The 22,997-nt window shown below is 71.9% G+C and carries 13 protein-coding genes and 3 pseudogenes; 7 read left to right on the top strand and 9 right to left on the bottom strand.

The window, feature by feature from the left end:
• Window position 1: 1 nt before the first annotated feature.
• Entirely contained in the window at window positions 2-1,351 is a 1,350-nt protein-coding gene (gene ccrA, locus A6R01_RS00720; RefSeq protein ID WP_292602399.1) for a crotonyl-CoA carboxylase/reductase, read from the bottom strand.
• Between the two features lie 155 nt (window positions 1,352-1,506).
• Window positions 1,507-1,959, bottom strand: a complete 453-nt coding sequence (gene mce / locus A6R01_RS00715) for a methylmalonyl-CoA epimerase (RefSeq protein WP_292602396.1) — start codon at window positions 1,957-1,959, stop codon at window positions 1,507-1,509.
• A 188-nt stretch (window positions 1,960-2,147) separates the two neighbouring features.
• On the opposite strand from mce, the gene A6R01_RS00710 reads away from it, so the two are divergent.
• The 5 genes and pseudogenes from A6R01_RS00710 to A6R01_RS00690 form a co-directional block, all read left to right on the top strand.
• Complete coding sequence (locus A6R01_RS00710; RefSeq protein ID WP_292602393.1) at window positions 2,148-3,338, top strand: acetyl-CoA C-acetyltransferase; 1,191 nt, start codon at window positions 2,148-2,150, stop codon at window positions 3,336-3,338.
• Window positions 3,322-4,278, top strand: a pseudogene (gene meaB / locus A6R01_RS00705) (methylmalonyl Co-A mutase-associated GTPase MeaB). Before A6R01_RS00710 ends, meaB begins: the two are co-directional and overlap by 17 nt.
• Window positions 4,279-4,318: 40 nt before the next feature.
• Complete coding sequence (locus A6R01_RS00700; RefSeq protein WP_292602389.1) at window positions 4,319-5,533, top strand: acetyl-CoA hydrolase/transferase C-terminal domain-containing protein; 1,215 nt, start codon at window positions 4,319-4,321, stop codon at window positions 5,531-5,533.
• A gap of 93 nt (window positions 5,534-5,626) precedes the next feature.
• Window positions 5,627-6,568, top strand: a complete 942-nt coding sequence (locus tag A6R01_RS00695) for a tetratricopeptide repeat protein (RefSeq protein WP_292602386.1) — start codon at window positions 5,627-5,629, stop codon at window positions 6,566-6,568.
• A gap of 8 nt (window positions 6,569-6,576) precedes the next feature.
• Window positions 6,577-7,167: pseudogene (locus A6R01_RS00690) on the top strand (EI24 domain-containing protein); the annotation flags it as partial.
• Between the two features lie 59 nt (window positions 7,168-7,226).
• On the opposite strand, the gene A6R01_RS00685 reads toward A6R01_RS00690, so the two are convergent.
• Window positions 7,227-8,114 (bottom strand): LysR family transcriptional regulator, encoded by an 888-nt coding sequence (locus A6R01_RS00685; RefSeq protein WP_292602383.1) that lies wholly within the window; start codon window positions 8,112-8,114, stop codon window positions 7,227-7,229.
• 172 nt (window positions 8,115-8,286) lie between these two features.
• On the opposite strand from A6R01_RS00685, the pseudogene A6R01_RS00680 reads away from it, so the two are divergent.
• Window positions 8,287-8,988, top strand: a pseudogene (locus A6R01_RS00680) (EamA family transporter); the annotation flags it as partial.
• Window positions 8,989-9,072: 84 nt separating this feature from the next.
• Here A6R01_RS00680 and A6R01_RS00675 read toward each other — a convergent pair.
• The 6 genes from A6R01_RS00675 to A6R01_RS00650 all read right to left on the bottom strand — a co-directional run bounded on the left by A6R01_RS00675 (window position 9,073) and on the right by A6R01_RS00650 (window position 20,999).
• The gene (locus A6R01_RS00675; protein WP_292602380.1) at window positions 9,073-9,834 is read right to left on the bottom strand and encodes an NUDIX hydrolase; all 762 of its coding nucleotides are present in this window, start codon (window positions 9,832-9,834) and stop codon (window positions 9,073-9,075) included.
• A gap of 73 nt (window positions 9,835-9,907) precedes the next feature.
• Complete coding sequence (glgB, locus tag A6R01_RS00670) at window positions 9,908-12,130, bottom strand: 1,4-alpha-glucan branching protein GlgB (protein ID WP_292602377.1); 2,223 nt, start codon at window positions 12,128-12,130, stop codon at window positions 9,908-9,910.
• The gene (locus tag A6R01_RS00665) at window positions 12,127-13,641 is read right to left on the bottom strand and encodes a hypothetical protein (protein ID WP_292602374.1); all 1,515 of its coding nucleotides are present in this window, start codon (window positions 13,639-13,641) and stop codon (window positions 12,127-12,129) included. Before A6R01_RS00665 ends, glgB begins: the two co-directional genes overlap by 4 nt.
• A complete protein-coding gene (gene treS / locus A6R01_RS00660) occupies window positions 13,638-15,389 on the bottom strand; it encodes a maltose alpha-D-glucosyltransferase (RefSeq protein WP_292602371.1) in 1,752 nt (583 codons plus the stop codon). Before treS ends, A6R01_RS00665 begins: the two co-directional genes overlap by 4 nt.
• Entirely contained in the window at window positions 15,386-17,374 is a 1,989-nt protein-coding gene (locus A6R01_RS00655; RefSeq protein WP_292602368.1) for an alpha-1,4-glucan--maltose-1-phosphate maltosyltransferase, read from the bottom strand. The genes treS and A6R01_RS00655 overlap by 4 nt, the downstream gene beginning before the upstream one ends.
• Before the next feature lie 145 nt (window positions 17,375-17,519).
• The gene (locus A6R01_RS00650) at window positions 17,520-20,999 is read right to left on the bottom strand and encodes a M36 family metallopeptidase (RefSeq protein WP_292602365.1); all 3,480 of its coding nucleotides are present in this window, start codon (window positions 20,997-20,999) and stop codon (window positions 17,520-17,522) included.
• Window positions 21,000-21,122: 123 nt separating this feature from the next.
• Here A6R01_RS00650 and glgP point away from each other — a divergent pair.
• Window positions 21,123-22,997 (top strand): alpha-glucan family phosphorylase (gene glgP, locus A6R01_RS00645; RefSeq protein ID WP_292602361.1); only part of this gene is annotated, 1,875 nt, incomplete at its 3' end.

Here is a 22,997-nt window from a genome sequence, read left to right as displayed (position 1 = left end):
ATCAGACGCCGCGGAACCGGTTGATCGCGTCGAGGTGCTTCGCGCGCTTCTCCTCGTCGCGCACGCCCAGGCCCTCCTCGGGCGCCAGGCACAGCACGCCGACCTTGCCCTGGTGCTTGTTGTGGTGCACGTCCAGCGCAGCCTGGCCGACCTCGTCGAGCGTGTAGGTCTTGGACAGGGTGGGGTGGATCTTGCCCTGGTCGATGAGGCGGTTGGCCTCGTAGGCCTCGCGGTAGTTGGCGAAGTGGCTGGAGACGATGCGCTTGAGGTTCATCCACAGGTAGCGGTTGTCGTACTCGTGCATGAAGCCCGTGGTCGAGGCGCACGTGGTGATGGTGCCGCCCTTGCGGGTCACGTAGACCGACGCACCGAAGGTCTCGCGGCCGGGGTGCTCGAAGACGATGTCGATGTCCTCGCCGCCGGTGAGCTCGCGGATCTTCTTGCCCAGGCGCTGCCACTCCTTGGGGTTCTGGGCGGTGTTGTCGTCGTTCCAGAACTTCCAGTTCTCCTCGGAGCGGTTGATGATCATCTCCGCGCCCATGGAGCGGCAGATCTTGGCCTTCTCCTCGTTGGAGACCACGCAGATGGGGTTGGCACCGCCGTTGAGGGCGTACTGCGTGGCGAAGCCGCCGAGGCCGCCCGAGGCGCCCCAGATCAGCACATTGTCGCCCTGCTTCATCTGGCCGGCGTTCTTGGAGACCAGCTGGCGGTAGGCGGTGGCGTTGACCAGGCCGGGGGAGGCGGCCTCCTCCCAGGTGAGGTGGGCCGGCTTGGGCAGCAGCTGGTTGGACTTGACCAGGGCGATGTGGGCCAGGCCGCCGAAGTTGGTCTCGAAGCCCCAGATGCGCTGCTGCGGGTCCATCATCGTGTCGTCATGACCGGCCGGGTCCTCGAGCTCGACCGAGAGGCAGTGCGCCACGACCTCGGCGCCGGGCTGCCACTGGGTGACGCCGGGGCCGGTCTTGAGCACGACGCCGGCGAGGTCGGAGCCGACCACGTGGTAGGGCAGGTCGTGGCGCTTGGTGAGCTCGGAGAGCCGGCCGTAGCGCTCGAGGAAGCCGAAGGTGGAGACGGGCTCGAAGATCGAGGTCCACACGGTGTTGTAGTTGATCGCCGAGGCCATGACCGCGACGAACGCCTCGCCCGGGCCGAGCTCGGGGAGGGCGACGTCCTCGACGTGGAGGGACTTGCGGGGGTCCTTGTCGCGAGAGGCCACGCCCTCGAACATGTCGACCTCGTCCTTGTGCACCGTCACGGCGCGGTAGGACTCGGGGAGGGCGAGGCTCGCGAAGTCCTCCGAGGTCGCGTCGCCGGTCTGGCCGGCCTGGATCGCATCGAGGATGTGCTGCACGGGTGGCTCCTGGTCTGGTCGGGAGTCAGTCGGGGCGGACGCCCCGCGCGGAAGATTACTGGTGGGTAACAGTGCCGGGAAGAGTCATCTCGCGGCCACCCCCTGTGATGCACGGCACGATCCGTGCCGCGGTGGGCGGTCGACCGGGCACGGGATCAGTGCGCGGCGGCCGGGTTCGGCTCGACGATCTCCACCAGGATGCCGCCGGCGTCCTTGGGGTGCACGAAGTTGATGCGGCTGTCGGACGTGCCGCGCTTGGGGGCGTCGTACAGCATCCGCAGCCCGCGCTCGCGCAGGATCGCGGCGACCTTCTCCACGTCGGTGACGCGGTAGGCGATCTGCTGGCAGCCGGGGCCGTTGCGGTCGATGAACTTGGCGATCGTGGAGGACTCCGAGAGCGGCGCGAGCAGCTGGACGCAGGAGCCGGAGTCGCCGACGGCCATCATCGCCTCGCGCACGCCCTGCTCCTCGTTGGTCTCCTCGTGGGCCAGCGTCATCCCGAAGGTGTCGCGGTAGAAGGCGATCGCCTCGTCGAGGTCCGGCACGGCCATCCCGACGTGGTCGATGGCGGTGAACAGGTGGCTGGGGATGTCGAGGGGAGTGCTCATGGCCGCATCGTCGTACGCCGGACGTTGCAGCCACAACGCACCCGCCCAGGTTGTGACATGTGCCTCACGACCGGCAGGACGGACGCCCCTCGCCGCGGAGGTGACTCGTGGGTAGCCTGACCGGGTCCCGGCCCGGCGCCCGCGGCCCTCGTCCCGCGCCGGCCCACCCAGCACTGGAGGAGAACCCCATGTCCGGAACCGTCATCGTCGCCGGGGCGCGCACCCCGATCGGCCGCCTGCTCGGCGGGCTCAAGAGCTTCTCGGCCGCCGACCTCGGCGGGATCGCCATCAAGGGCGCGCTGGAGAAGGCGGGCGTCACCGGCGAGCAGGTCGACTACCTGATCATGGGCCAGGTCATCCTCGCCGGCGCCGGCCAGAACCCCGCCCGCGCCGCCGGCCTCGCCGGTGGGCTGCCGGCCTCGGTCCCCTCCATCACCGTCAACAAGGTGTGCCTGTCGGGCCTCAACGCCATCGCCACCGCCGACCAGATGATCCGCGCCGGCGAGGCCGACATCATCGTCGCGGGCGGCATGGAGTCGATGACCAACGCTCCGCACCTGCTGCCGAAGTCGCGTGAGGGCTTCAAGTACGGCGACACCGCGCTGGTCGACTCGATGGCCTACGATGCGCTGTTCGACCAGGCCACCCAGCAGGCCATGGGCGGGCTGACCGAGGCGTGCAACGCCGCGACCGACAAGTTCACCCGTGAGGAGCAGGACGCCTTCGCCGCGGCCTCGCACCAGAAGGCCGCCGAGGCCTGGAAGAACGGGGTCTTCGACGACGAGGTCGTCCCCGTCTCCATCCCGCAGCGCAAGGGCGACCCGGTCGTCGTCTCCTCCGACGAGGGCGTGCGCGGCGACACCACCGCCGAGAGCCTCGGCGGGCTGCGCCCCGCCTTCGCCAAGGACGGCACCATCACCGCCGGCACCTCCTCGCAGATCTCCGACGGTGCCTGCGCCGTCGTGGTGATGAGCAAGGCCAAGGCCGAGGAGCTGGGCCTGGAGTGGCTGGCCGAGATCGGCGCGCACGGCATGGTCGCCGGCCCCGACTCCACCCTGCAGCTGCAGCCGGCCAACGCCACCGCGAAGGCCTGCGCGAAGGAGGGCATCGAGCCCTCGTCGCTGGACCTGGTGGAGTTCAACGAGGCCTTCGCCGCGGTCGGCATCGCCTCCGCGCGGGCCCTCGGCCTGCCCGACGAGAAGGTCAACGTCAACGGCGGCGCGATCGCCCTGGGTCACCCGGTCGGCATGTCCGGTGCCCGCGTGGTCCTGCACCTCGCGCTCGAGCTCAAGCGCCGGGGCGGCGGCACCGGTGCGGCCGCGCTGTGCGGTGGCGGTGGCCAGGGCGACGCCCTGATCGTGCGTGTCCCGTCGAACTGACCCCGCGGCGGTCCCGGACCTGGTCGAGCGCGCACGCGCCGGCCAGGCCCGGGCCGTCGCCCGGCTCGTCTCGCTCGTCGAGGACGAGTCGCCCCTCCTGCGGCCGGTGATGGCGGCGCTCGCGCCGCACACCGGCCGTGCGCACGTGGTGGGCCTGACCGGTGCCCCCGGTGTCGGGAAGTCCACCTCGACCAACGCGCTCATCGGCGCCCTGCGCGCGGCCGGCCGCACGGTCGGCGTGCTCGCGGTCGACCCGTCCTCGCCGTTCTCCGGCGGCGCGCTGCTCGGCGACCGCATCCGGATGCAGGACCACGCCGCCGACGAGGGTGTCTTCATCCGCTCGATGGCGTCCCGGGGGCACCTGGGCGGGCTCTCGTTCACCACGCCCCAGGCCGTGCGCGTGCTCGACGCAGCCGGCTTCGACGTGGTGCTGGTGGAGACCGTCGGCGTCGGCCAGAGCGAGGTCGAGGTCGCCGGGCTCGCCGACACCACGATGGTCCTGCTGGCGCCCGGGATGGGCGACGGCATCCAGGCCGCGAAGGCCGGCATCCTCGAGGTCGGCGACCTCTACGTCGTCAACAAGGCCGACCGCGACGGGGCCGACCGGCTGCGACGTGATCTGCGGTCCGGCCTGGCTCTGACCGAGCGGGCCGCCGACGCCTGGCAGCCCCCGATCCTGGCGACCGTCGCCCAGACCGGACAGGGCGTCGACGACGTCGTCGAGGGCCTGGAGCAGCACCGTGCCTGGCTCGAGGAGACCGGTCAGCTCGCCGCGCGGCGCGCGCGGCGCGCGCGGGCCTAGGTCGAGGCGGTGGCCGTCGCGGCGCTCCGCGCGCGCTGGGAGCTGGGCGACCACTCCGCGCTGGACCGGCTGGCCGAGGCCGTCGCCGCCGGCGAGCAGGACCCGTACGCCGCGGCCGACGCGCTGCTCGGGGACTGAACCGCAGGTGGGTCGGGGCCGGCTCTGCTCCAATGGGGCTGTGGACCTGCCCGCCCTGCTGTCCGGACTGCCCGACGAGCCCCGTGTGGTGGTGACCGGCAACCATGCCACCCCGTGGACGCTGCTCGGCCTGGTGGACGAGTCGCTGGCGTCGTACCGGCTGTGGGTGCTGAACGCCCAGCGCGGCGTGCCCGACCGTGACGGCGTCACCTACGAGACGCCGTTCGTCGGCCCGGGCATGCGGCGCAGCCCGCGGTTGCGCTACACGCCCTCGCGGCTGTCGCTGGTGCCCCGGCTGTTCACCACGACGCAGCCGCCGGACCTCGTGCTGCTGCACACCACGCGGCCCCGCGACGGCAGGGTGTCGCTGGGCACCGAGGTCAATGTGCTGCCGGCGGCGGTCGAGGCGGCGCGCGCCCGCGGTGGGCGGGTGGTGGCGCAGGTCAGTGACCGCGTGCCCTGGACGTACGGCGACGCGGAGCTCGACCTGGCGTCGATCGACGTGCTCGTGGAGGCCGAGGAGCCCGCGGTGGCGGGGCCGTCCGGTGCAGGCGGGATCGACGCCGAGGCCGCCGCGATCGGCGCGCAGGTGGCGGCCCGGGTCGGCGACGGCGCCACGCTGCAGGCGGGCATCGGCGCGGTGCCCGACGCGGCGCTGCGGGGGCTGACCGGCCGACGCGGGCTGCGGGTGTGGACCGAGATGTTCTCCGACTCGGTGCTGGCGCTGGAGCAGGCGGGGGCGCTCGACCGCGACGTGCCGGTACAGGCGTCGTTCCTGTTCGGCTCCCCGGAGCTGCTGGCCTGGGTCGACCGCAACCCGCGGGTGCAGATGATCCGCACCGAGACGGCCAACGACCCGGGACTGATCGCGCGCAACCCGGGCATGACCAGCATCAACACCGCGCTGCAGGTCGACCTCTTCGGCCAGGCCAACGCCTCGCGGATCCACGCCCGGATCCACTCCGGCTTCGGCGGGCAGACCGACTTCATCGTCGGTGCCCTGCACAGCCGGGGCGGCCAGGCGCTGATGGCGCTGCGCTCGTGGCACCCCAAGGCCGACTGCTCCACGATCGTCCCGATGGTCGACGAGCCGGTCACCTCCTTCCAGGTCACGGCCGTGCTCACCGAGCAGGGGGCCGCCGAGCTCGCCGGCCAGGACGAGCGCACCCAGGCCCGGCACCTCATCGAGCACGCCGCCCACCCCCGGGTGCGCGAGGAGCTGTGGGAGGAGGCGGTGGCGCTCGGGCTCGCGTGAGCCCGGCGTGCCCGGCGTGCCCGGCGAGCCCGGCCGTCCCGCGGCGCAGGCCCCCACCCGCCGGGCCGGTGCCGGTTTCCTAGGATTGGCGCCATGACGCAGCAGCCGTTCTCCCGCCCCGGTGCCATCGACCTCTCGGCGCTGAAGAAGCCGGCCCCGGCAGCGCCGTCCTCCGGCGGTCAGGCCTCGTCCGCGGGCGGCGGTGGCGGCTCGGCGTACTCCCTCACCGTCACCGAGGAGAACTTCCAGCAGGTCATCGAGTCCTCGATGACCGCTCCGGTCCTGCTGGCGTTCTACTCCGCCAGCCGGCTGCCCGAGAGCGAGCAGATGGCCCGCGACCTCGCCTCGGCGGTCGACGCCCACGAGGGCCGCTTCCTCGCCGCGCTGGTCGACGTCGACGCCACCCCGGCGATCGCGCAGGCCGTGCAGCTGCAGTCGATCCCCTACCTCATGGCGGTGCTCGACGGTCGCCCGCAGCCGATCGCCCAGGACGTGCTCGGACCCGAGGAGATCAGCGGTCTGCTCGACCAGCTGGCCCAGCAGCTCACCGCCGGCGGCGTCACCGGCCGGCACCAGCCGCGCGCTGCGGCACCCGCGACCGAGGAGGGCGAGGAGCCGGGGCTCGACCCGCGCTACGCCCCCGCCCAGGACGCGCTCGCCGCGGGCGACATCGACCGCGCGGTCGAGGAGTACCAGAATCTGGTCTCGGCCAACCCCGCCGACAGCGAGGCGGTCGCCGGCCTGGCGATGGCCAAGGTGCTCCAGCGCACCCAGGGCGTCGACCTGCAGGCGGCCCGCGCCGCCGCGGCCGCGGACCCCGACGACATCGACGCCCAGACCCTCTGCGCCGACCTCGACATGCTCGGCGGCCACGTCGAGGACGCCTTCGTCCGGCTGGTGGAGCTCGTGCGGCGTACGTCGGACAAGGAGCGCGAGCGGGCCCGCGACCACCTGCTGGGTCTCTTCGCCGCCGTCGGCAACGACGACCCCCGGGTCCTCAACGGACGGCGGGCCCTCGCCTCGGCGCTGTTCTGAGTCCGCCGGTGCGCGGCCCGGGCTACCTCCTGCGCGGCCTCGGGCTCTGGCGCACCCGTCCGGGGCTGATGCTCCTGGGGATGGTGCCGGCGCTGCTGGTCCTGCTCCTGGTGGTGGGCGGCCTCGTCGTCCTGCTGCTGCAGGTCGGCGACCTCGTCGCCTGGGCGACGCCGTTCGCCGCCGACTGGGCCACCGGGGCGCGGGCGCTGGTGCGGGTGGCGCTGGGCCTGCTCGTGGTCGTGGGGTTCCTCATGGTGGCGTCGATGACCTTCACCGCCCTCGCACTGACGCTGGGGGACCCGTTCTACGCCCGGATCTGGGCGGAGACCGAGCGGATGCTGGGTGGGGACGTCCCCGACGCGGGCCCGGGCTTCTGGCGCTCGGCCGTGGACGGCCTCGTGCTGGCGGGGACCGGTCTGCTGCTGGGCGTCGGGGTGCTCGTGCTGGGCCTGCTGCCGGTGGTCGGGACGGCGGTCGGCCTCGTCCTCGGCGTCGCGGTGTCGGGCCGTCTGCTCGCCGCCGAGCTCGTCTCGCGCGCCCTGGAGGCCCGGGGGATGGACCGTGCGGCCCGGGCCGAGGTGCTGGCCCGCGACCGGGGTGCCGTGGGCGGGATAGCGCCCGCTCAGGGGCACGACTCCGATCGGTTCAGTCGGTCGGGTCAGTCGGTCAGCGCGGCCAGGACCGCCTGGAGGGCGGGGGAGGCGGCCATCGAGCGGCGGTGGACCGCCACGACCTCGCGCGTCGGGACGGGGTCGGTGGCGAGGACGGTGGTGAGCGGCGCCTCGATCCGTCCGCGGCCCAGACGGGGGACCAGGGCGATCCCCAGGCCGGCGTGCACGAGGGCGAGGTGGGAGGCGTACTCGAGGGACTCGTGCGCGATCCGCGGGCTGCGGCCGGTCCCGACGTACATCCGGTGCAGCCACTGACGGCAGATCGTGCCGTCGGGGGTGGCGATCCAACCCTCGTCGACCAGGTCGGCCGGGGTCACCCGGTCCCGGCCGGCGAGCGGGTGGTCCTCGCGGACGACGACGTCGGCGACGTCCCGCGCCACGACGGTGCGCGCAAGGTGGTCGGGGACGTGCAGCGGCACGTCACCCCAGGAGTGCACGACCCCGATGTCGAGCCGGCCGGCGGCCACGATCTCCACCGTGTCCCAGGGCTCGGTCTCGGTCAGGGAGAAGGTCAGGTCGGGATGTCGCCCTCGCAGCTCGCCCAGCCGGGGTGCGACGAGCCCGCGCATGGCCGTGGAGAAGGCGGCCAGCCGCACGTGCCCCGTCACGTCGCCCGAGAGCCGGTGCAGGCCGCTCTCGAGGCGCTCGAGGTCGGTCAGCAGACGGCCGCCCTCGTCGACCAGGTGTCGCCCGGCGCCGGTGAGGATGACGCCGCGCCCGACCCGCTCCAGCAGCGCGACGCCGGTCTGCCGCTCGAGCCGCTTCACCTGCTGGCTGATCGCGCTGGGCGTGAAGCCCAGCGCGGCAGCCGCGGCACTGACCGAGCCGTGGTCGGCGACGGCTCGGAGCGAGGACAGGGCGTCAAGGTCGAGCATGAGGTCATCGTCGCAGAACCATGCAGCAACGCTTCACGGTATGGCTCAGCAATAGTCGCTGGTGCTGCATGATCCGGTGCTCCAGGCTGGAGCGGTGAGCCGTCGAGACAACGTCCTGGCCGCCCTCGTGGCGACCCTGTGGGGCCTGAACTTCCTGGCCATCGACCTCGGGATGGGTGACGTGCCGCCGTTGGTCTTCCTGGCGCTGCGCTTCGTCGCGGTGGTGCTCCCGGCGGTCTTCCTGGTGCCGCGGCCGCAGGTGTCGTGGCGGGTGCTCGCGGCGGTCGGGCTGTTCATGTCCGCGGGTCAGTTCGGCTTCCTGTACGTCGCCATGGGGGTCGGCCTGCCGCCCGGCATCGCCGCGCTGGTGCTGCAGGCGCAGGTCGTGTTCACGATCGTGATCGCCGCCGGCGTCCTGCGGGAGCGGCCGACCGTGACCCAGGGCATCGGCGTCGCCCTCGGTGTCGTGGGACTTCTCGTCGTCGCGCTCGGCAGGGGAGGCGACGTGCCCCTGGTGGGGCTGGGCCTGTGCCTGATGGGCGCGCTGTCCTGGGGCATCGGCAACGTGGTCTCCCGCGCGGCGCGGGTGCCGGGCGGACTGTCGCTGACGGTGTGGTCGGGACTGGTGGTCCCGGTCCCCGTGATGGCCCTCGCCCTGGTGGTCGATGGCCCGACCGCCGTCCTCGAGGGGCTCGCCGCGGTGGACGGGGCGGCGCTGCTCGCCACGCTCTACACCGCGGGGATCGCCTCCCTGCTGGGCTACGGCATCTTCAACACGCTGCTGGCGCGCAACCCCTCGGCCGCGGTGGTGCCGTGGGTGCTGCTGGCACCGGTCGTCGCGATGACGGCTGCCTGGGCCCTGCTCGGCGACGTGCCGACCGCCGGGGAGGCGGGCGGCGGGCTGCTGCTGGTGGTCGGCGTGCTGGTGGCGCTGCGTCCGCCCCGTCGAGCGCCGGGGTCAGCGGCCGCTCTCGGTGTAGGCCGATCCCTCGCCGGCGAGGGTCGCGAGCGCGGCGCGGACCCGACGGGCGGTGAAGTCGGCACAGAGCTCGTCGACCTCGTCGAGGGTGCAGAAGCGCGCTGAGCGGATCTCGCGGGCCTGCTTGACCACCCGGTCCAGGATCGCGGGCTCGTGCTCGCCGCCGTCGAAGACCAGGCACAGCGCGTCGTCCCAGCCGCCCCACGGCGGCAGCCAGTCGGTCAGCAGCAGCGGGCCGGCCGGGATCTGCAGCGCCAGCTCCTCCTCGACCTCGCGGGCCACCGCGACCATCGGCGACTCGCCGACCTCGACGACGCCGCCGGGGAGGTCCCAGTCGGTCTTGTAGGTCAGCTGGCACAGCAGCACCCGCTGCTTGGTGTCGCGCACCAGCATCTGGCTGATGGCGCGCTTGCGGGGCAGGAAGGAGTTGAGCAACGCCCGGAACGAGCCGGGCTCGTCGACCGGGCGGTCGGTCGCCAACCGTGCGTAGACGATGCGGTCCACCGGCGTACCGTCGACCGTGACGCCGCGCATCACGCCCTCACGCTGCATGCCCGCCCAGGTCGCGATCCGCTGCCCCTCGGTGTCGTCGGGGTCGACGTGGGCCTCGACCCGGGCGTGGGTGACCAGCGCCCGCGCCAGCTCGCGGCGCACGTTGTCGATCGGCTCGCCGGGCGGCCACACCAGGCGGGCCACCCCGTCGGCGACGGTGCTGCGCGTCGTCGTCGGCTGCTGGGTCATGCGGCCACCCTAGAGGGCGGCCGGTGGTCTCGACGCCCGCTCGTCGCTGGCGCTCCTCGCTGCTCGACCACCGTCAGCGGGCGGCCCTGAACCACACGGTGCCCAACGGCGGCAGGCTGAGCTCGGCGTGGGCCGGGTGGCCGTGGTGGTCGCCCTCGACGGCGGTCACGGCGCCGAAGTTGCCGACCCCGGAGCCGGTGTAGGCCTCGGCGTCGGTGTTGAGCACCTCGGTCCACTCACCGGCCGACGGGAAGCCGACCCGCACGCCGTGGTGCGGCACCGCGGAGAAGTTCGACACGCACACCACGTCGGGGTGCCCGGGCGCGCGGCGCACGAAGGAGAACACGTTGCGTCCCGCGTCGTTGGCGTCGATCCACGCGAAGCCGTCGGGGGAGTGGTCCTGGGCCCACAGGGCGCCGGAGTCGGCGTAGGTGCGGTTGAGGTCGCGCACCAGCCGGTGCACACCGGCGTGCTCGGGGTGGTCGAGCAGCCACCAGTCCAGCTCGCGGGACTCCGCCCACTCCGACTCCTGGCCGAGCTCGGCGCCCATGAAGAGCAGCTGCTTGCCCGGGTGACCCCACATGAAGGCCAGGTAGGCGCGCAGGTTGGCCAGCTGCTGCCACCGGTCGCCGGGCATCTTGCGCAGCAGCGAGCCCTTGCCGTGGACGACCTCGTCGTGGCTGATCGGCAGCACGAAGTTCTCCGACCAGGCGTAGACCAGGGAGAAGGTCATCTCGCCGTGGTGGTAGGCGCGGTGCACGGGCTCGTGGGCCATGTAGGTCAGCGAGTCGTGCATCCAGCCCATGTTCCACTTGAAGCCGAAGCCCAGGCCGTCGGCGTCGGTCGGCTTGGTGACGCCGGGCCAGGAGGTGGACTCCTCGGCGATCGTCACGACGCCGGGGACGCGGCGGTAGACGGTGGCGTTCATCTCCTGGAGGAACTGCACCGCCTCGAGGTTCTCCCGGCCGCCGTACTTGTTCGGCGACCACTCGCCGTCCTTGCGGGAGTAGTCGAGGTAGAGCATCGAGGCGACGCCGTCGACGCGCAGGCCGTCGACGTGGAACTCCTCGCACCAGTAGACCGCGTTGGCGAAGAGGAAGTTGCGCACCTCGGGGCGGCCGAAGTTGAAGATGTGGCTGCCCCACTCCTGGTGCCAGCCGCGCTGGGGGTTGGGGTCCTCGTAGAGCGGGGTGCCGTCGAAGCGGGCCAGCGCCCACTCGTCGGTGGCGAAGTGGCCCGGGACCCAGTCCAGGATCACGCCGATGCCGGCCTGGTGCAGCCGGTCGACGAGCAGGCGGAAGCCGTCGGGGTCGCCGAAGCGGCTGTCCGGGGCGAAGTAGGAGGTGACGTGGTAGCCCCAGGAGCCGCCGAAGGGGTGTTGCATCACCGGCATCAGCTCCACGTGGGTGAAGCCGAGGTCCTGCACGTAGGCGACCAGGTCGGTGGCCAGCTGGTCCCACGACCAGGTGCTGCCGTCGTAGTTGCGGCGCCACGACGCGAGGTGCAGCTCGTAGACGCTCATCGGGGCGCTGACCGGCGGGGTGTCGGCGCGGGTGGTCATCCACTCCTCGTCGCCCCAGGTGTAGTCGGAGGCGAAGACCTTCGAGGCGGTGCTCGCGGGCGGCTCGGCCCACTGCGCCAGCGGGTCGGCCTTCTCGCGCCAGTGGCCGTCCTGGCCCAGGATCGCGAACTTGTACGCCGTCCCCGACCCGACGCCGGGCACGAACAGCTCCCACACGCCCGACGTCCCGAGCTGCCGCATCGGGTGCGCCCGACCGTCCCAGGAGTTGGCGTCGCAGGTGAGCCGGACCCCGCGGGCGGACGGCGCCCACACCGCGAACGAGGTGCCCTCGATCGCCCGCCCGTCGCCGCCCTCGTAGGTGCGGACGTGGGCGCCCAGGACGGTCCACAGCTGCTCGTGGCGTCCCTCGTTGACCAGGTGCAGGTCGACCTCGCCGAGGGTGGGGAGGAAGCGGTAGGGGTCCTCCAGGACGAGCGGCTCGCCGTCGTAGGCGACGGCGAGGAGGTAGTCGGGGACCTCGGCGACCGGGAGGACACCGACCCAGACACCCTCGTGCTCGTGGGTGAGCGCCACCTCGCCGAAGTCGCCGGTGACGCTGACCCGCGAGGCCAACGGGCGCAGGGCGCGGACCGTGACGGCACCGTCGTGCAGGTGCGGGCCGAGGACGGCGTGCGGGTGGCCGTGCTCGCCGCGGACGAGCTGGTCGAGCTCCTCGACGGGGACCGGGCGGGGGCCCGGGTCGTGGCCGGACGGGGGAGTGCTGGAGGTGGTCATGCGGCTCCGATCTCGGCCACGGCCTGCAGCGGGATCTCCACCCAGGTCGGCCGGTTGCGGGTCTCGTAGACGGTCTCGTAGACGGCCTTGTCGGCGACGTAGGCCTCCACGAGCGTGCGCTGCTCGGGGCTGATGTCGCCGCCGGCGTACGCGACGAGGAAGTGGTTCTTGGCGCGGTTGGCCCACTCCTGTGCCTTGGCGGCGCGCACCTCGGCGCCGTCGGGGTCGTCCTCGGCCCAGGTGCGCTCGACGACCCGCGGGGCGTAGTCGAAGGAGCGCAGCATGCCGGCGACGTCGCGCCAGGGGCAGTCGGGCAGCAGGCGCTCGGCCAGCGGCTTGGCCGGCTCGCCCTCGAAGTCGACGATCTTCCAGCCCAGCGAGGTGCGCAGGGTCTGGCCGAGGTGCAGGTCGCCGTGGACGCGGTGGACCGCGACCTCCCCTAGCGCGGCGACGCGGTCGAAGAGCCGCTCGAGGGCCTCGCGGTGCGGGGCCAGTTTGGGCGCCGCGGCCACGGCGGCGGGGAGCCGGTCCCCCATCCGCTCGGCGATCTCGCGGGCCGGCACGTCGCTCTCACCGAAGTGCTCGACGAGCAGGTCGTGCACGGCACGCAGAGTCAGCCCGAGCCGGGTGGCCTCGCCGGCGAAGTCGCCGCCCGCGGCCGAGGCGTGCAGCTCGGGGTCGGAGAAGAGGTTGCGGACGCTGGCCAGGGCGAGGTCCCACCCGTCGGAGGCGGTCCGGAGGAACTGCTGCAGCATCGCGAGCTGCACCACCTCGCCGGACTCCGGGTCGTCGGGGTCCACGGAGTCGGGGTCGACCCAGTCGACCCAGCCGAAGAGGTGCGCGACGTCGGGGGACTCCGCACGGCTGAGGACCTCGTGGACCTGCACGTCCGGGTTGACCCCGGCCGTCACCTTGCGGAACACCTTGAGCAGCGCGTCCTCCCCGAAGGCCACCGAGGAGTTGGACTGCTCGCCGGAGAACAGCGTCGAGTGCGCGGTCAGGTCGAGGTCGTGGCCGGGCAGCCGGTGGAAGGCCAGCGAGCTGTGGTGGTCGACGAGGTTGCCGCCCGGCTCGGCGGCCGCGGCGTGGAACGCGTGCTGCCACCGGGCCATCGCCTCGCGGTCGTGCAGGGCGTCGTAGGCGTGCACCCACCCGAGGCCCGGCTCCTCCCACCAGCCGACGAAGGCGTGGTCGAGGCGGGACTCGGCCTCGGCGTAGAGCGACAACGGCACCTGGTAGCGCTCGACCTCGTCGACGGCGCCCGCAGGCACGTCGGAGTAGGTCAGCTCGACCAGGTGCAGCGCCACGCGGGGCTCGACGGTCGGGTCACCGGGGACCTCCCCGATGCGGCGTACGCCGGTGACGGTGAAGGGGCGGCCCTTCCCCCCGAACCAGCGGGTGCGGACGAGGTAGTCGGCCAGCACCTGGCGGTCCAGGTGGTCCGAGGCCAGGCTCAGGCCCGGGCCGGTGGTCTCCGGCGTGGTCTCTGGGGTGTGCTCGGAAGAGGTCACAGCAACTGGTCCTCCTCGAGGTGCTCGAGCGCGGTCAGCCGGAACCAGTAGAAGCCGTAGCCGGCCAGGGTCAGCAGGTAGGGCAGCTCGCCGATCGTGGGGAACGGGACGTTGCCGAGCAGCTCCACCGGGCGCCGGCCCTCGAAGCGGCGCAGGTCGAGCTCGACGGGCTGGGGGAACCGGGAGAGGTTGTTGACGCAGAGGATGACGTCCTCCTCGCCGGTCTCCGGGTCGGTCCACTCGCGCACGTAGGACAGCACGCAGGAGTTGGAGCCGCCGAGGTCGTGGAACTCCCCGAGCCCGAAGGCCGGGTGGTGGCGGCGGGCCGCGAGCATCCGGCGCGTCCAGTGCAGCAGCGAGGAGGGGTTCTCCATCTGCGCCTCGACGTTCACCGACTCGTAGCCGTAGATCGCGTCCTGCACGACCGGCAGGTCCAGGCGACCCGGGTTGGCCGAGGAGAACCCGGCGTTGCGGTCGCCGGTCCACTGCATCGGGGTGCGGACGCCGTCGCGGTCACCGAGCCAGATGTTGTCGCCCATCCCGATCTCGTCGCCGTAGTAGAGGACCGGGGAGCCGGGCAGCGAGAGCAGCAGCGCGTTGAAGAGCTCGATCTGGTTGGTGTCGTTGTCCAGAAGCGGCGCCAGTCGCCGTCGGATGCCGATGTTGGCCTTCATCCGCGGGTCCTTGGCGTACTCCTGCCACATGTAGTCGCGGTCCTCGTCGGTGACCATCTCCAGGGTCAGTTCGTCGTGGTTGCGCAGGAAGATGCCCCACTGGCAGTTGTCGGGGATGCGCGGTGTCTGCTCGAGGATCTCCGAGATCGGGTATCGCGACTCCCGGCGCACCGCCATGAAGATGCGCGGCATGACGGGGAAGTGGAAGGCCATGTGGCACTCGTCGCCACCGGACGCGAAGTCGCCGAAGTACTCCACGACGTCCTGCGGCCACTGGTTGGCCTCGCACAGCAGCACCCGGCCGGGGTACTCCTCGTCGACGACCCGGCGGACCTTCTTGAGGAAGTCGTGGGTCTCGGGGAGGTTCTCGCCGTTGGTCCCGGGGCGCTCGTAGAGGTAGGGGACCGCGTCGAGCCGGAAGCCGTCCAGCCCCATGTCCAGCCAGAAGCGCAGCGCGTCGATCATCGCGTCGTGCACGGCCGGGTTGTCGAAGTTGAGGTCGGGCTGGTGGTGGAAGAAGCGGTGCCAGTAGTACTGCTGGCGCACCGGGTCCCACGTCCAGTTCGACGGCTCGGTGTCGACGAAGATGATCCGGGCTTCCTGGTAGAGCTCGTCGGTGTCGGACCACACGTAGAAGTCGCCGTACGGCCCGTCCGGGTCGCTGCGGCTGGCCTGGAACCACGGGTGCTGGTCGCTGGTGTGGTTCATGACGAAGTCGATGATCACGCGGATGCCGCGGGCGTGCGCCTCGTCCAGGAAGGTCTGGAAGTCCTCGATCGTGCCGACCGCGGGCAGGACCCCGTTGTAGTCGGCCACGTCGTACCCGCCGTCGCGCAGCGGCGAGGGGAAGAACGGCGGCACCCACAGGCAGTCGACGCCGAGCCACTCGAGGTAGTCGAGCTTCTCGATGAGCCCGGCGAAGTCGCCGGTGCCGTCGGCGTTGGAGTCGCGGAAGGACCGGACGAGGACCTCGTAGAAGACCGCGGTCTTGAACCAGTCCGGCTGCGGGCGGCTGGCCTCCTCGACGTCGACCCCGGAGGCGGTCGTCTCGTGGACGGGGGCGTGCTTGCTCATGCGCCCCTCCTGACCGTCAGCACGTGGGCCGGCTCGTGGTGGGGGTCCAGGCGCACGTAGTTGTGCTGGCCCCAGGACCAGTCCTGGTGGGTGATCCCGTCGTGGACCACGAAGCGCTCGCCCCAGTCCATGCCCAGGGCGGGCAGGTCGAGGTGGACGGTGGTCTCCCGGGTGGCGTGCGGGTCGAGGTTGATCACCACCACGACGGTGTCGCTGTCGGGGTCGCCGACGACCGCCTGCTTGGCGAAGACCAGGATGTTCTCGTCGTCGCTGGAGTGGATGGTCAGGTTGCGCAGCAGCTGGAGCGAGCGGTGCTCGCGGCGCAGCTCGTTGAGTCGGGTGAGGTACGGCGTGAGCGTGCGGCCCTCGGCCTCGGCGGCGTCCCAGTCGCGGATGCGGATCTGGTACTTCTCGGAGTCGAGGTACTCCTCGGACCCCGGCTTGACGGCCACGTGCTCGAACAGCTCGTAGCCGGCGTACACGCCCCAGCTCGGCGAGCTGGTCGCCGCCAGCGCGGCGCGGACCTTGAAGGCGGCCGGTCCGCCGTACTGCAGGTAGGCGTGGAGGATGTCGGGGGTGTTGACGAAGAAGTTCGGCCGCATCAGGTGGTCGGACTCCGTCGAGAGCTCGCGGAGGTACTCCTCGATCTCCCACTTCGCGGTGCGCCAGGTGAAGTAGGTGTAGCTCTGGTGGAAGCCGACCGCACCCAGGCCGTGCATCATCGCCGGACGGGTGAAGGCCTCGGACAGGAACAGCACGTCGGGGTCGGTGCGCCGCACCTCCCTCAGCAGCCACTCCCAGAACGCGACCGGCTTGGTGTGCGGGTTGTCGACGCGGAAGATCCGCACGCCGTGGGACATCCACAGCTTCACCACGCGCAGCACCTCGCGGCAGATGCCCGTGGGGTCGTTGTCGAAGTTGAGCGGGTAGATGTCCTGGTACTTCTTGGGCGGGTTCTCGGCGTAGGCGATCGAGCCGTCGGCCCGGGTGGTGAAGAACTGCGGGTGGGTGGTGACCCACGGGTGGTCCGGGGCGGCCTGGAGCGCCAGGTCCAGGGCCACCTCGAGGCCGAGCTCGCCGGCGCGGGCCACGAAGGCGTCGAAGTCGTCCATCGTCCCGAGGTCGGGGTGGATCGCGTCGTGGCCGCCGTCCTTGGACCCGATGGCCCACGGCGAGCCGGTGTCGTCGGGGCTGGGGGTGAGGGTGTTGTTGGGGCCCTTGCGGTTGACCTCGCCGATGGGGTGGATCGGCGGCAGGTAGATGACGTCGAAGCCTGCCGCAGCCACGGCGTCGAGCCGCTCCGCAGCGGTCCGGAAGGTGCCGGAGGTGATCTTCCCGGTCTTCGGGTCCTTGGTCGCGCCCTCGCTGCGCGGGAAGAACTCGTACCAGCTGCCGAAGAGCGCGCGCTGCCGGTCGGCGTACGCCGGGTACGGGCCCTCGACGGTGACCAGCTCGCGCAGCGGGTGCTCGAGCAGCACCTGCGCCAGCTCGGGGTCGCGGAGCGCGGCGAGGCGGGCCGCCGCGGGACGCTGGGTGTCCTGCGCCGCGAGCACGGCGCCCTCGAGGACCTCGCGGGCCCGCGTGTCCGTGGGGTCCAGGGAGCCGAGGACGCGCTCGAAGAGCAGCCGGCCCTCGAGGAACATCAGCTCCACGTCGACGCCGGCGGGGATCTTGATCCCGGCGTCGTGCTGCCAGGTCGCGAGCGGGTCGGACCACGCCTGCACCTCGAAGCTCCAGGCCCCCTCGACGTCGGGGGTCACCCAGGCCTCGTGCAGGTCGGGCACCTCGGCATGCTTGACCATCCGCACCGGCGCCCGACGGGCCCCGGACGGGTCGGTCAGCACCACCTCGGCGGAGAGCTTGTCGTGCCCTTCCCTGAAGACCGTCGCGGAGACCTTGAAGGGCTCGCCGACGGTCGCCTTGGCAGGTTGCCGACCGAGGTCCACCAGCGGCATCACGTTCATGACGGGGATGCGTCCGACCATGCCCACTAGCCAAGCGGCTGGGCCCCCCTCACGCAAACACCCTCCCGGAGAGCGCGCCTCCGGGGGTCGATGACCGTCGTCGGATGCCGAACCGGCGCGCCCCACGAGGGACGCGCCGGTTCGGCGTGCTGGGTGGCTCGGTGGGCTACTTCTTGAACACCTGCAGCTCGGCCGCGTGGACGACGGTGCCGCGCTCGGAGCCCGTGGCGCAGTCGGTCGTGGTGATCGGGTCGTTGTCCAGCTCACCGGCGTACCCGGCGAACCCGGTGCACTGGTTGTTGAGGACGACGAGCCGCACGGCCGAGGCCTTGGTGGGCTTGAACGAGAACGACCGCATGGCCTGCTTGGGTGCCGTCGGGCGGGGGCGCACGGCCGGGAAGGCATCGGACGTGGAGGTGAGGACGCGCTTCCACTTCGCCTTGCCGCTGGTGCAGCCCTTGACGCAGACCTCGATGGCGAACTGCCGCAGCGCGGTGAAGCGCGAGTTGGACAGCTGGTCGATGTCGTCGGCGCCGTCGACGGGGTTCAGCAGCGCGCTGACCTGGACGCGACGGATCTTCGACTTCTTGCCCGCGAGGTCGACGGCCACGAACGGCTTGGACTCGTCGACGTTGGCCTCGGTCACGCCGGCCCAGTTGGTGTCCTCGGTGCCGTCGATGAGCGCCTCGGTCTTCAGCGAGCCGGCGGTGGCGTCGATGACCTTGGCGCCGGCGGCCGACGCGGCCAGGTTGACGGCCTCGGGGAGCTTCACCGTGCGCTTCTGGCCCGCCTTGACGGTGAGGCCGAACCGGTGGAAGCCGCCCTTGGGCGAGACGTAGAGCAGGTCGTAGCTGCCCGGCGCCATCGTCGCGGTCGCCTTGGTCCTCGTCTTCGGGAACGTGTCGGCCAGCGGCGAGGTGCGCGCCTCGAACATGCCGACGTAGACCGAGCCCGGACCCGAGCCGCCCTTGAACGTCACGGTGGCGTTGCCGCCCTTGGGCGAGGCGAAGCCGCCGGTGACGTCGTTCTCGTCGGCCGGGTCGATGCTGGCGTTCTTGCCCATGCCGCGGCGGGCGAACGCCTGCCACATGACCTTGGTGTTCTCGCCGCCGAAGCGCATCCGGTCGGCGGCCAGCATCGCGTCACGCGCGTCGAGCATCGACGTGCTGCCCTGCTGGAGCAGGAACGAGTCGAACATCAGCTGGATCCAGCGTCGGTTGCCCGGGCAGTACTGCGGGGCCACGGGGGAGGCGACGTCGGTGCCCTGGGCGCACTCGAGCTGGAGCGACTTGTTCTTGTACGGGTACTGCTTGTTCCACTTCTTCACCAGCGCCTGGCGGACCTCCCACTGGGTGCCGCTCCAGATCTCGCCGTCGGCGTGGACCTGGACACCGGTGGTGTCGTAGCCGTAGTTGGAGTAGTTCAGCGGGTTCTTGTTGATCGCGAAGTTGCGGATCGCGGTCTTCTTGTTGCCCGTGGCGTACACACCGACGGCGAAGATGTTGCCGCCGTTCTTGTAGCCGTGGCTGAACTGGTACTCAGCGGCGGTCAGGTCGCCCCACGACTCGCCCATCGCGCCACCCTGCTGGGAGCCGATGCCCTCGTCCGGGCCGGCGATCATCCGGTTGGAGATGGCATGGGTGTACTCGTGGCCGACGATGCCCATGTCCAGTGAACCGTCGGTGCACGGCGCGTAGAACGCGCCGGCGGCCGGCTGGAAGAGGTACTGGTTGGTGATGCCGGGGACGCCGTCCTGCAGGGTGATCTGATTGGCGTTGTTGCGGCCCGTGGCGACGCCGGTGGCCTCGAAGACCGGGCTGGTCAGAGCACCGGCCTGCACGTTGCCGACCTCCATGTCGGCCGGGACGCCGCCGCGACCGAAGTTGTCGAGCTGGAGGTTGTAGTTGGCCTCGGTGAAGCCGAGGTAGTAGCTGTAGTCGTGCATCCGGTTGTGGGACACGAACAGGTTGCCGGTGGCGAAGTCGATGTCGTTGCCGCCCGGCACCAGGTTGGTCGGGTCGCAGGCCGACTCGTTCCACGCGTCGGTGAACTCACCGGTGTAGGTGCGGGTGGGGGATACCGGCGCCTGCAGCAGGCCGCCCGGGGTGAGCGGGCTGGCCCAGGCCTCGTGGGTGTTGGCGTTGTTGCCGATGGTCGTCATCGACGACGCGCCGGCCACGTTGACCTGGTCCCACACGAAGGGGGAGGCCACGTTGGCGAACGGGCCGCTGGGCATCGTGCAGTCGGCGGTCTCGACCCAGCAACCGATGACGTCGTTGCCGGGGGTCTTGCCGATCTTGGTCGACGACATCGACGGGTTGGCCGGGAAGTAGCTCCAGGTCGGGTCGAAGCCGAGGCCACCACCGACACCGGGGGTGCCGGTGTCGCTCGTGGCGACGAGGAGCGCGTACGCGCCGATGACCGCCGAGGCGTCGTCGAAGGGGCAGACCTGGGCGCTGTAGACGCCGGCCTTGAGCGGCTCCGGGGACGTCCAGGTGACGACCTCGGGGCTGGTGAGCAGGTCACCGGTGTAGAGGAGCTGGTCCTTGGGGCCGAAGAACTTCACCACGACGTCGTCGACGGGCAGGGCCAACGCCGCGGCGTTGAAGGTGGTGGTCAGGTCGTCGGTGAGCTCGAAGGGGTGCTTCGGGCCGCACTCGGTGTTGCTGAAGGTGCCCTGGTAGACCTCCTGGACCGAGTCGTTCTCGACCTGGTGGGCGCGGTGCAGGACGTCGCCGGTGACGGCGTCGACCATGAGGGTGTAGGCGAAGGCGAGGCCGTCCTGGTTGTCCACGACGTTGGCCTCGTAGACCGGACGCACGGTGCCGTCGGCCAGCGCGAACGCGCGCAGGCGGACCTGCTGCTGCTCGGAGAAGCCGGGCACGGCGAGACGCGTCCAGGGGGCGACCGAGCCGACGGCGCGGTCGACGACGGTGCCGATCTTCTTCAGCGTGGAGGCGGTGATGGAGCGGCCGACGTTGCCGGCGGCCTCGACCCAGGCCTCGAGCGGGGTCAGCGTCGCGGCCGGAGCCGTCTGCGTCGTACGGACCAGGGAGGAGGAGACGTAGGCGATCTCGCCACCGGAGACACCGACGGTCACCATCGAGCCGAGCGCGGGGGAGAGGTCGCCGAAGCGCTGGCGGAACAGCACGGCGTGCCCGGCCGGGGCGGTCGGACGGCCCTTCGCGTCGGGGTAGTCGGCCAGCTTCTGCTCGTTGACCAGCTCCAGGTCGGCCATGGCGGCACGCGAGAGGCCGAACAGGGCGGCGTTGTCCTCCAGGTACGCGCGAGCGGCGGTGACGGGGTTCTTGGAGGTCGCGCGGGCCAGGACGCCGTCGGCGGGCAGCAGCGACCCGGGCGTGCCGAAGTCGTTCCAGCGCAGGGTGACGGCGCCGAGGCGGTCGGCGGCGCTGCGCTGGGCCGCGGTGGGCAGGACGCTGCCGCGCAGGTCGAGGTCGGACAGGCCGGGCACGGTGTCGCCGAGGGTGGCGACCACGCCGTCGACGATGTGCGGCAGGTCGGTGGTGGCGACCGTCGAGGGGGCGGCCAGGGCGGGGATCTGCGCGAGGCCCGGGACCAGGGTGGCGGTCATCAGGGCGAGGGCGGCCGTCTTGCGGCGCCGTGCGCGGGAGGGGGTGTTGGGCATGGCCTGCTCAACGGCTCCGGGGACCGGTGGTTATGCGGACGGGGGCATGAAACGCGGAGTTCACAGGAACACGAGTGGTCCAGAGGTCTTGGATCGTTCAAGTGATCGCGTTAGCGTTCGCCCGTGCGTGCCATCCGACGGTTCACCGTCCGCCCCGTCCTGCCCCCCGAGCTGGCTCCGCTCAGCGACCTGGCGCTCAACCTGCGCTGGTCCTGGCACCCGCCGACCCAGGATGTCTTCGCGGCCGTGGACCCCGAGCTGTGGGAGTCCTCCGGGCGCGACCCGATGCGGCTGCTGGGCTCGGTCTCCCGCGAGCGCTTCGAGGAGCTGGCCGGAGACGAGGCCTTCCGGGCTCGGCTCGAGGAGGCCCGGGCGGACCTGGACGCCTACCTGGCCGGCGACCGGTGGTTCCAGCGCACGGCTGCCGCGGACCCCGGGATGCCCCGGGCCATCGGCTACTTCTCCCCGGAGTTCGGCATCACCGCCGTGCTCCCGCAGTACTCCGGCGGCCTCGGGATCCTCGCGGGCGACCACCTCAAGGCCGCCAGCGACCTCGGCGTGCCGATCATCGGCGTCGGTCTGCTCTACCGCCACGGCTACTTCAAGCAGTCGCTCTCCCGCGAGGGCTGGCAGCAGGAGACCTACCCCGTGCTCGACCCCGACGAGCTCCCGATCTCGGTGCTGCGCGAGCCCACCGGGGAGCCCGCGACCATCTCCATCGCCATGCCCGGCGGCACGGACCTGCTGGCCCGGATCTGGGTGGCACGCGTCGGACGCGTGCCGCTGCTCATGCTCGACACCGACGTGGAGGGCAACAGCCAGCAGTACGTCGACGTGACCGACCGCCTCTACGGCGGCAACTCCGAGCACCGGCTGCGCCAGGAGCTGCTGCTCGGCATCGGCGGGGTCAAGGCGCTGCGGGCGTTCTCGCGCATCACCGGGCACGAGGCGCCCGAGGTCTTCCACACCAACGAGGGTCACGCGGGGTTCCTGGGACTGGAGCGCATCCGCGAGCTCACCGTCGACCCCGCCGGGCCGGGCCTGGACTTCGACACCGCGCTCGAGGTCGGACGCGCCTCGACGGTGTTCACCACGCACACGCCGGTGCCCGCCGGGATCGACCGGTTCCCCCGGTCGCTCGTCGAGCAGTACTTCGCCGACGCCGGCGCCTGCCCGGGCGTCCCCGTCGAGCGGATCCTGGCGCTGGGCGCCGAGGACTACGAGGGCGGCGACCCGGCGGTGTTCAACATGGCCGTCATGGGCTTCCGCCTGGCCCAGCGCGCCAACGGCGTCTCCCAGCTGCACGGGCACGTCTCGCGCGGGATGTTCCAGGGGCTCTGGCCGGCCTTCGACGAGGCCGAGGTGCCGATCGGCTCCATCACCAACGGCGTCCACGGTCCCACCTGGGTCGGCCGGGAGGTCTTCGAGCTCGCCGCGCGCGCCGGCGTGGCGCCGGACTCCGAGGACGTCGACGCCTTCTGGGACGTCGTGGACTCGATCCCCGGCGAGGCGGTGTGGTCGACCAAGCGGGTGCTGCGCCAGCGGCTCGTCGAGGACGCCCGTCGTCGCTTGGCCAAGTCGTGGACCAAGCGGGGTGCGGCCAGCGCCGAGCTCGCCTGGATCGACGACGCGCTGGACCCTGACGTGCTGACCATGGGCTTCGCGCGGCGCGCCGCGTCGTACAAGCGTCTGACGCTGATGATGCGCGACCCCGAGCGGCTCAAGCGGCTGCTGCTCGACCCCGACCGCCCCGTCCAGCTGGTGATCGCCGGCAAGGCGCATCCGGCCGACGACGGCGGCAAGAAGCTCATCCAGGACATCGTCCGGCTCTCCGACGACCCCGAGATCCGGCACCGCATCGTCTTCCTGCCCAACTACGACATCGCCATGGCCCAGCCCCTCTACCCCGGCTGCGACGTCTGGCTCAACAACCCGCTGCGCCCCTACGAGGCCTGCGGCACGTCCGGGATGAAGGCGACGCTCAACGGCGGGCTGAAC

The organism is Nocardioides sp. REDSEA-S30_B4 (genome assembly GCF_001627265.1).
Taxonomy (GTDB): Bacteria; Actinomycetota; Actinomycetes; order Propionibacteriales; family Nocardioidaceae; genus Nocardioides.
This window is presented reverse-complemented; position numbering and strand designations above follow the sequence as displayed.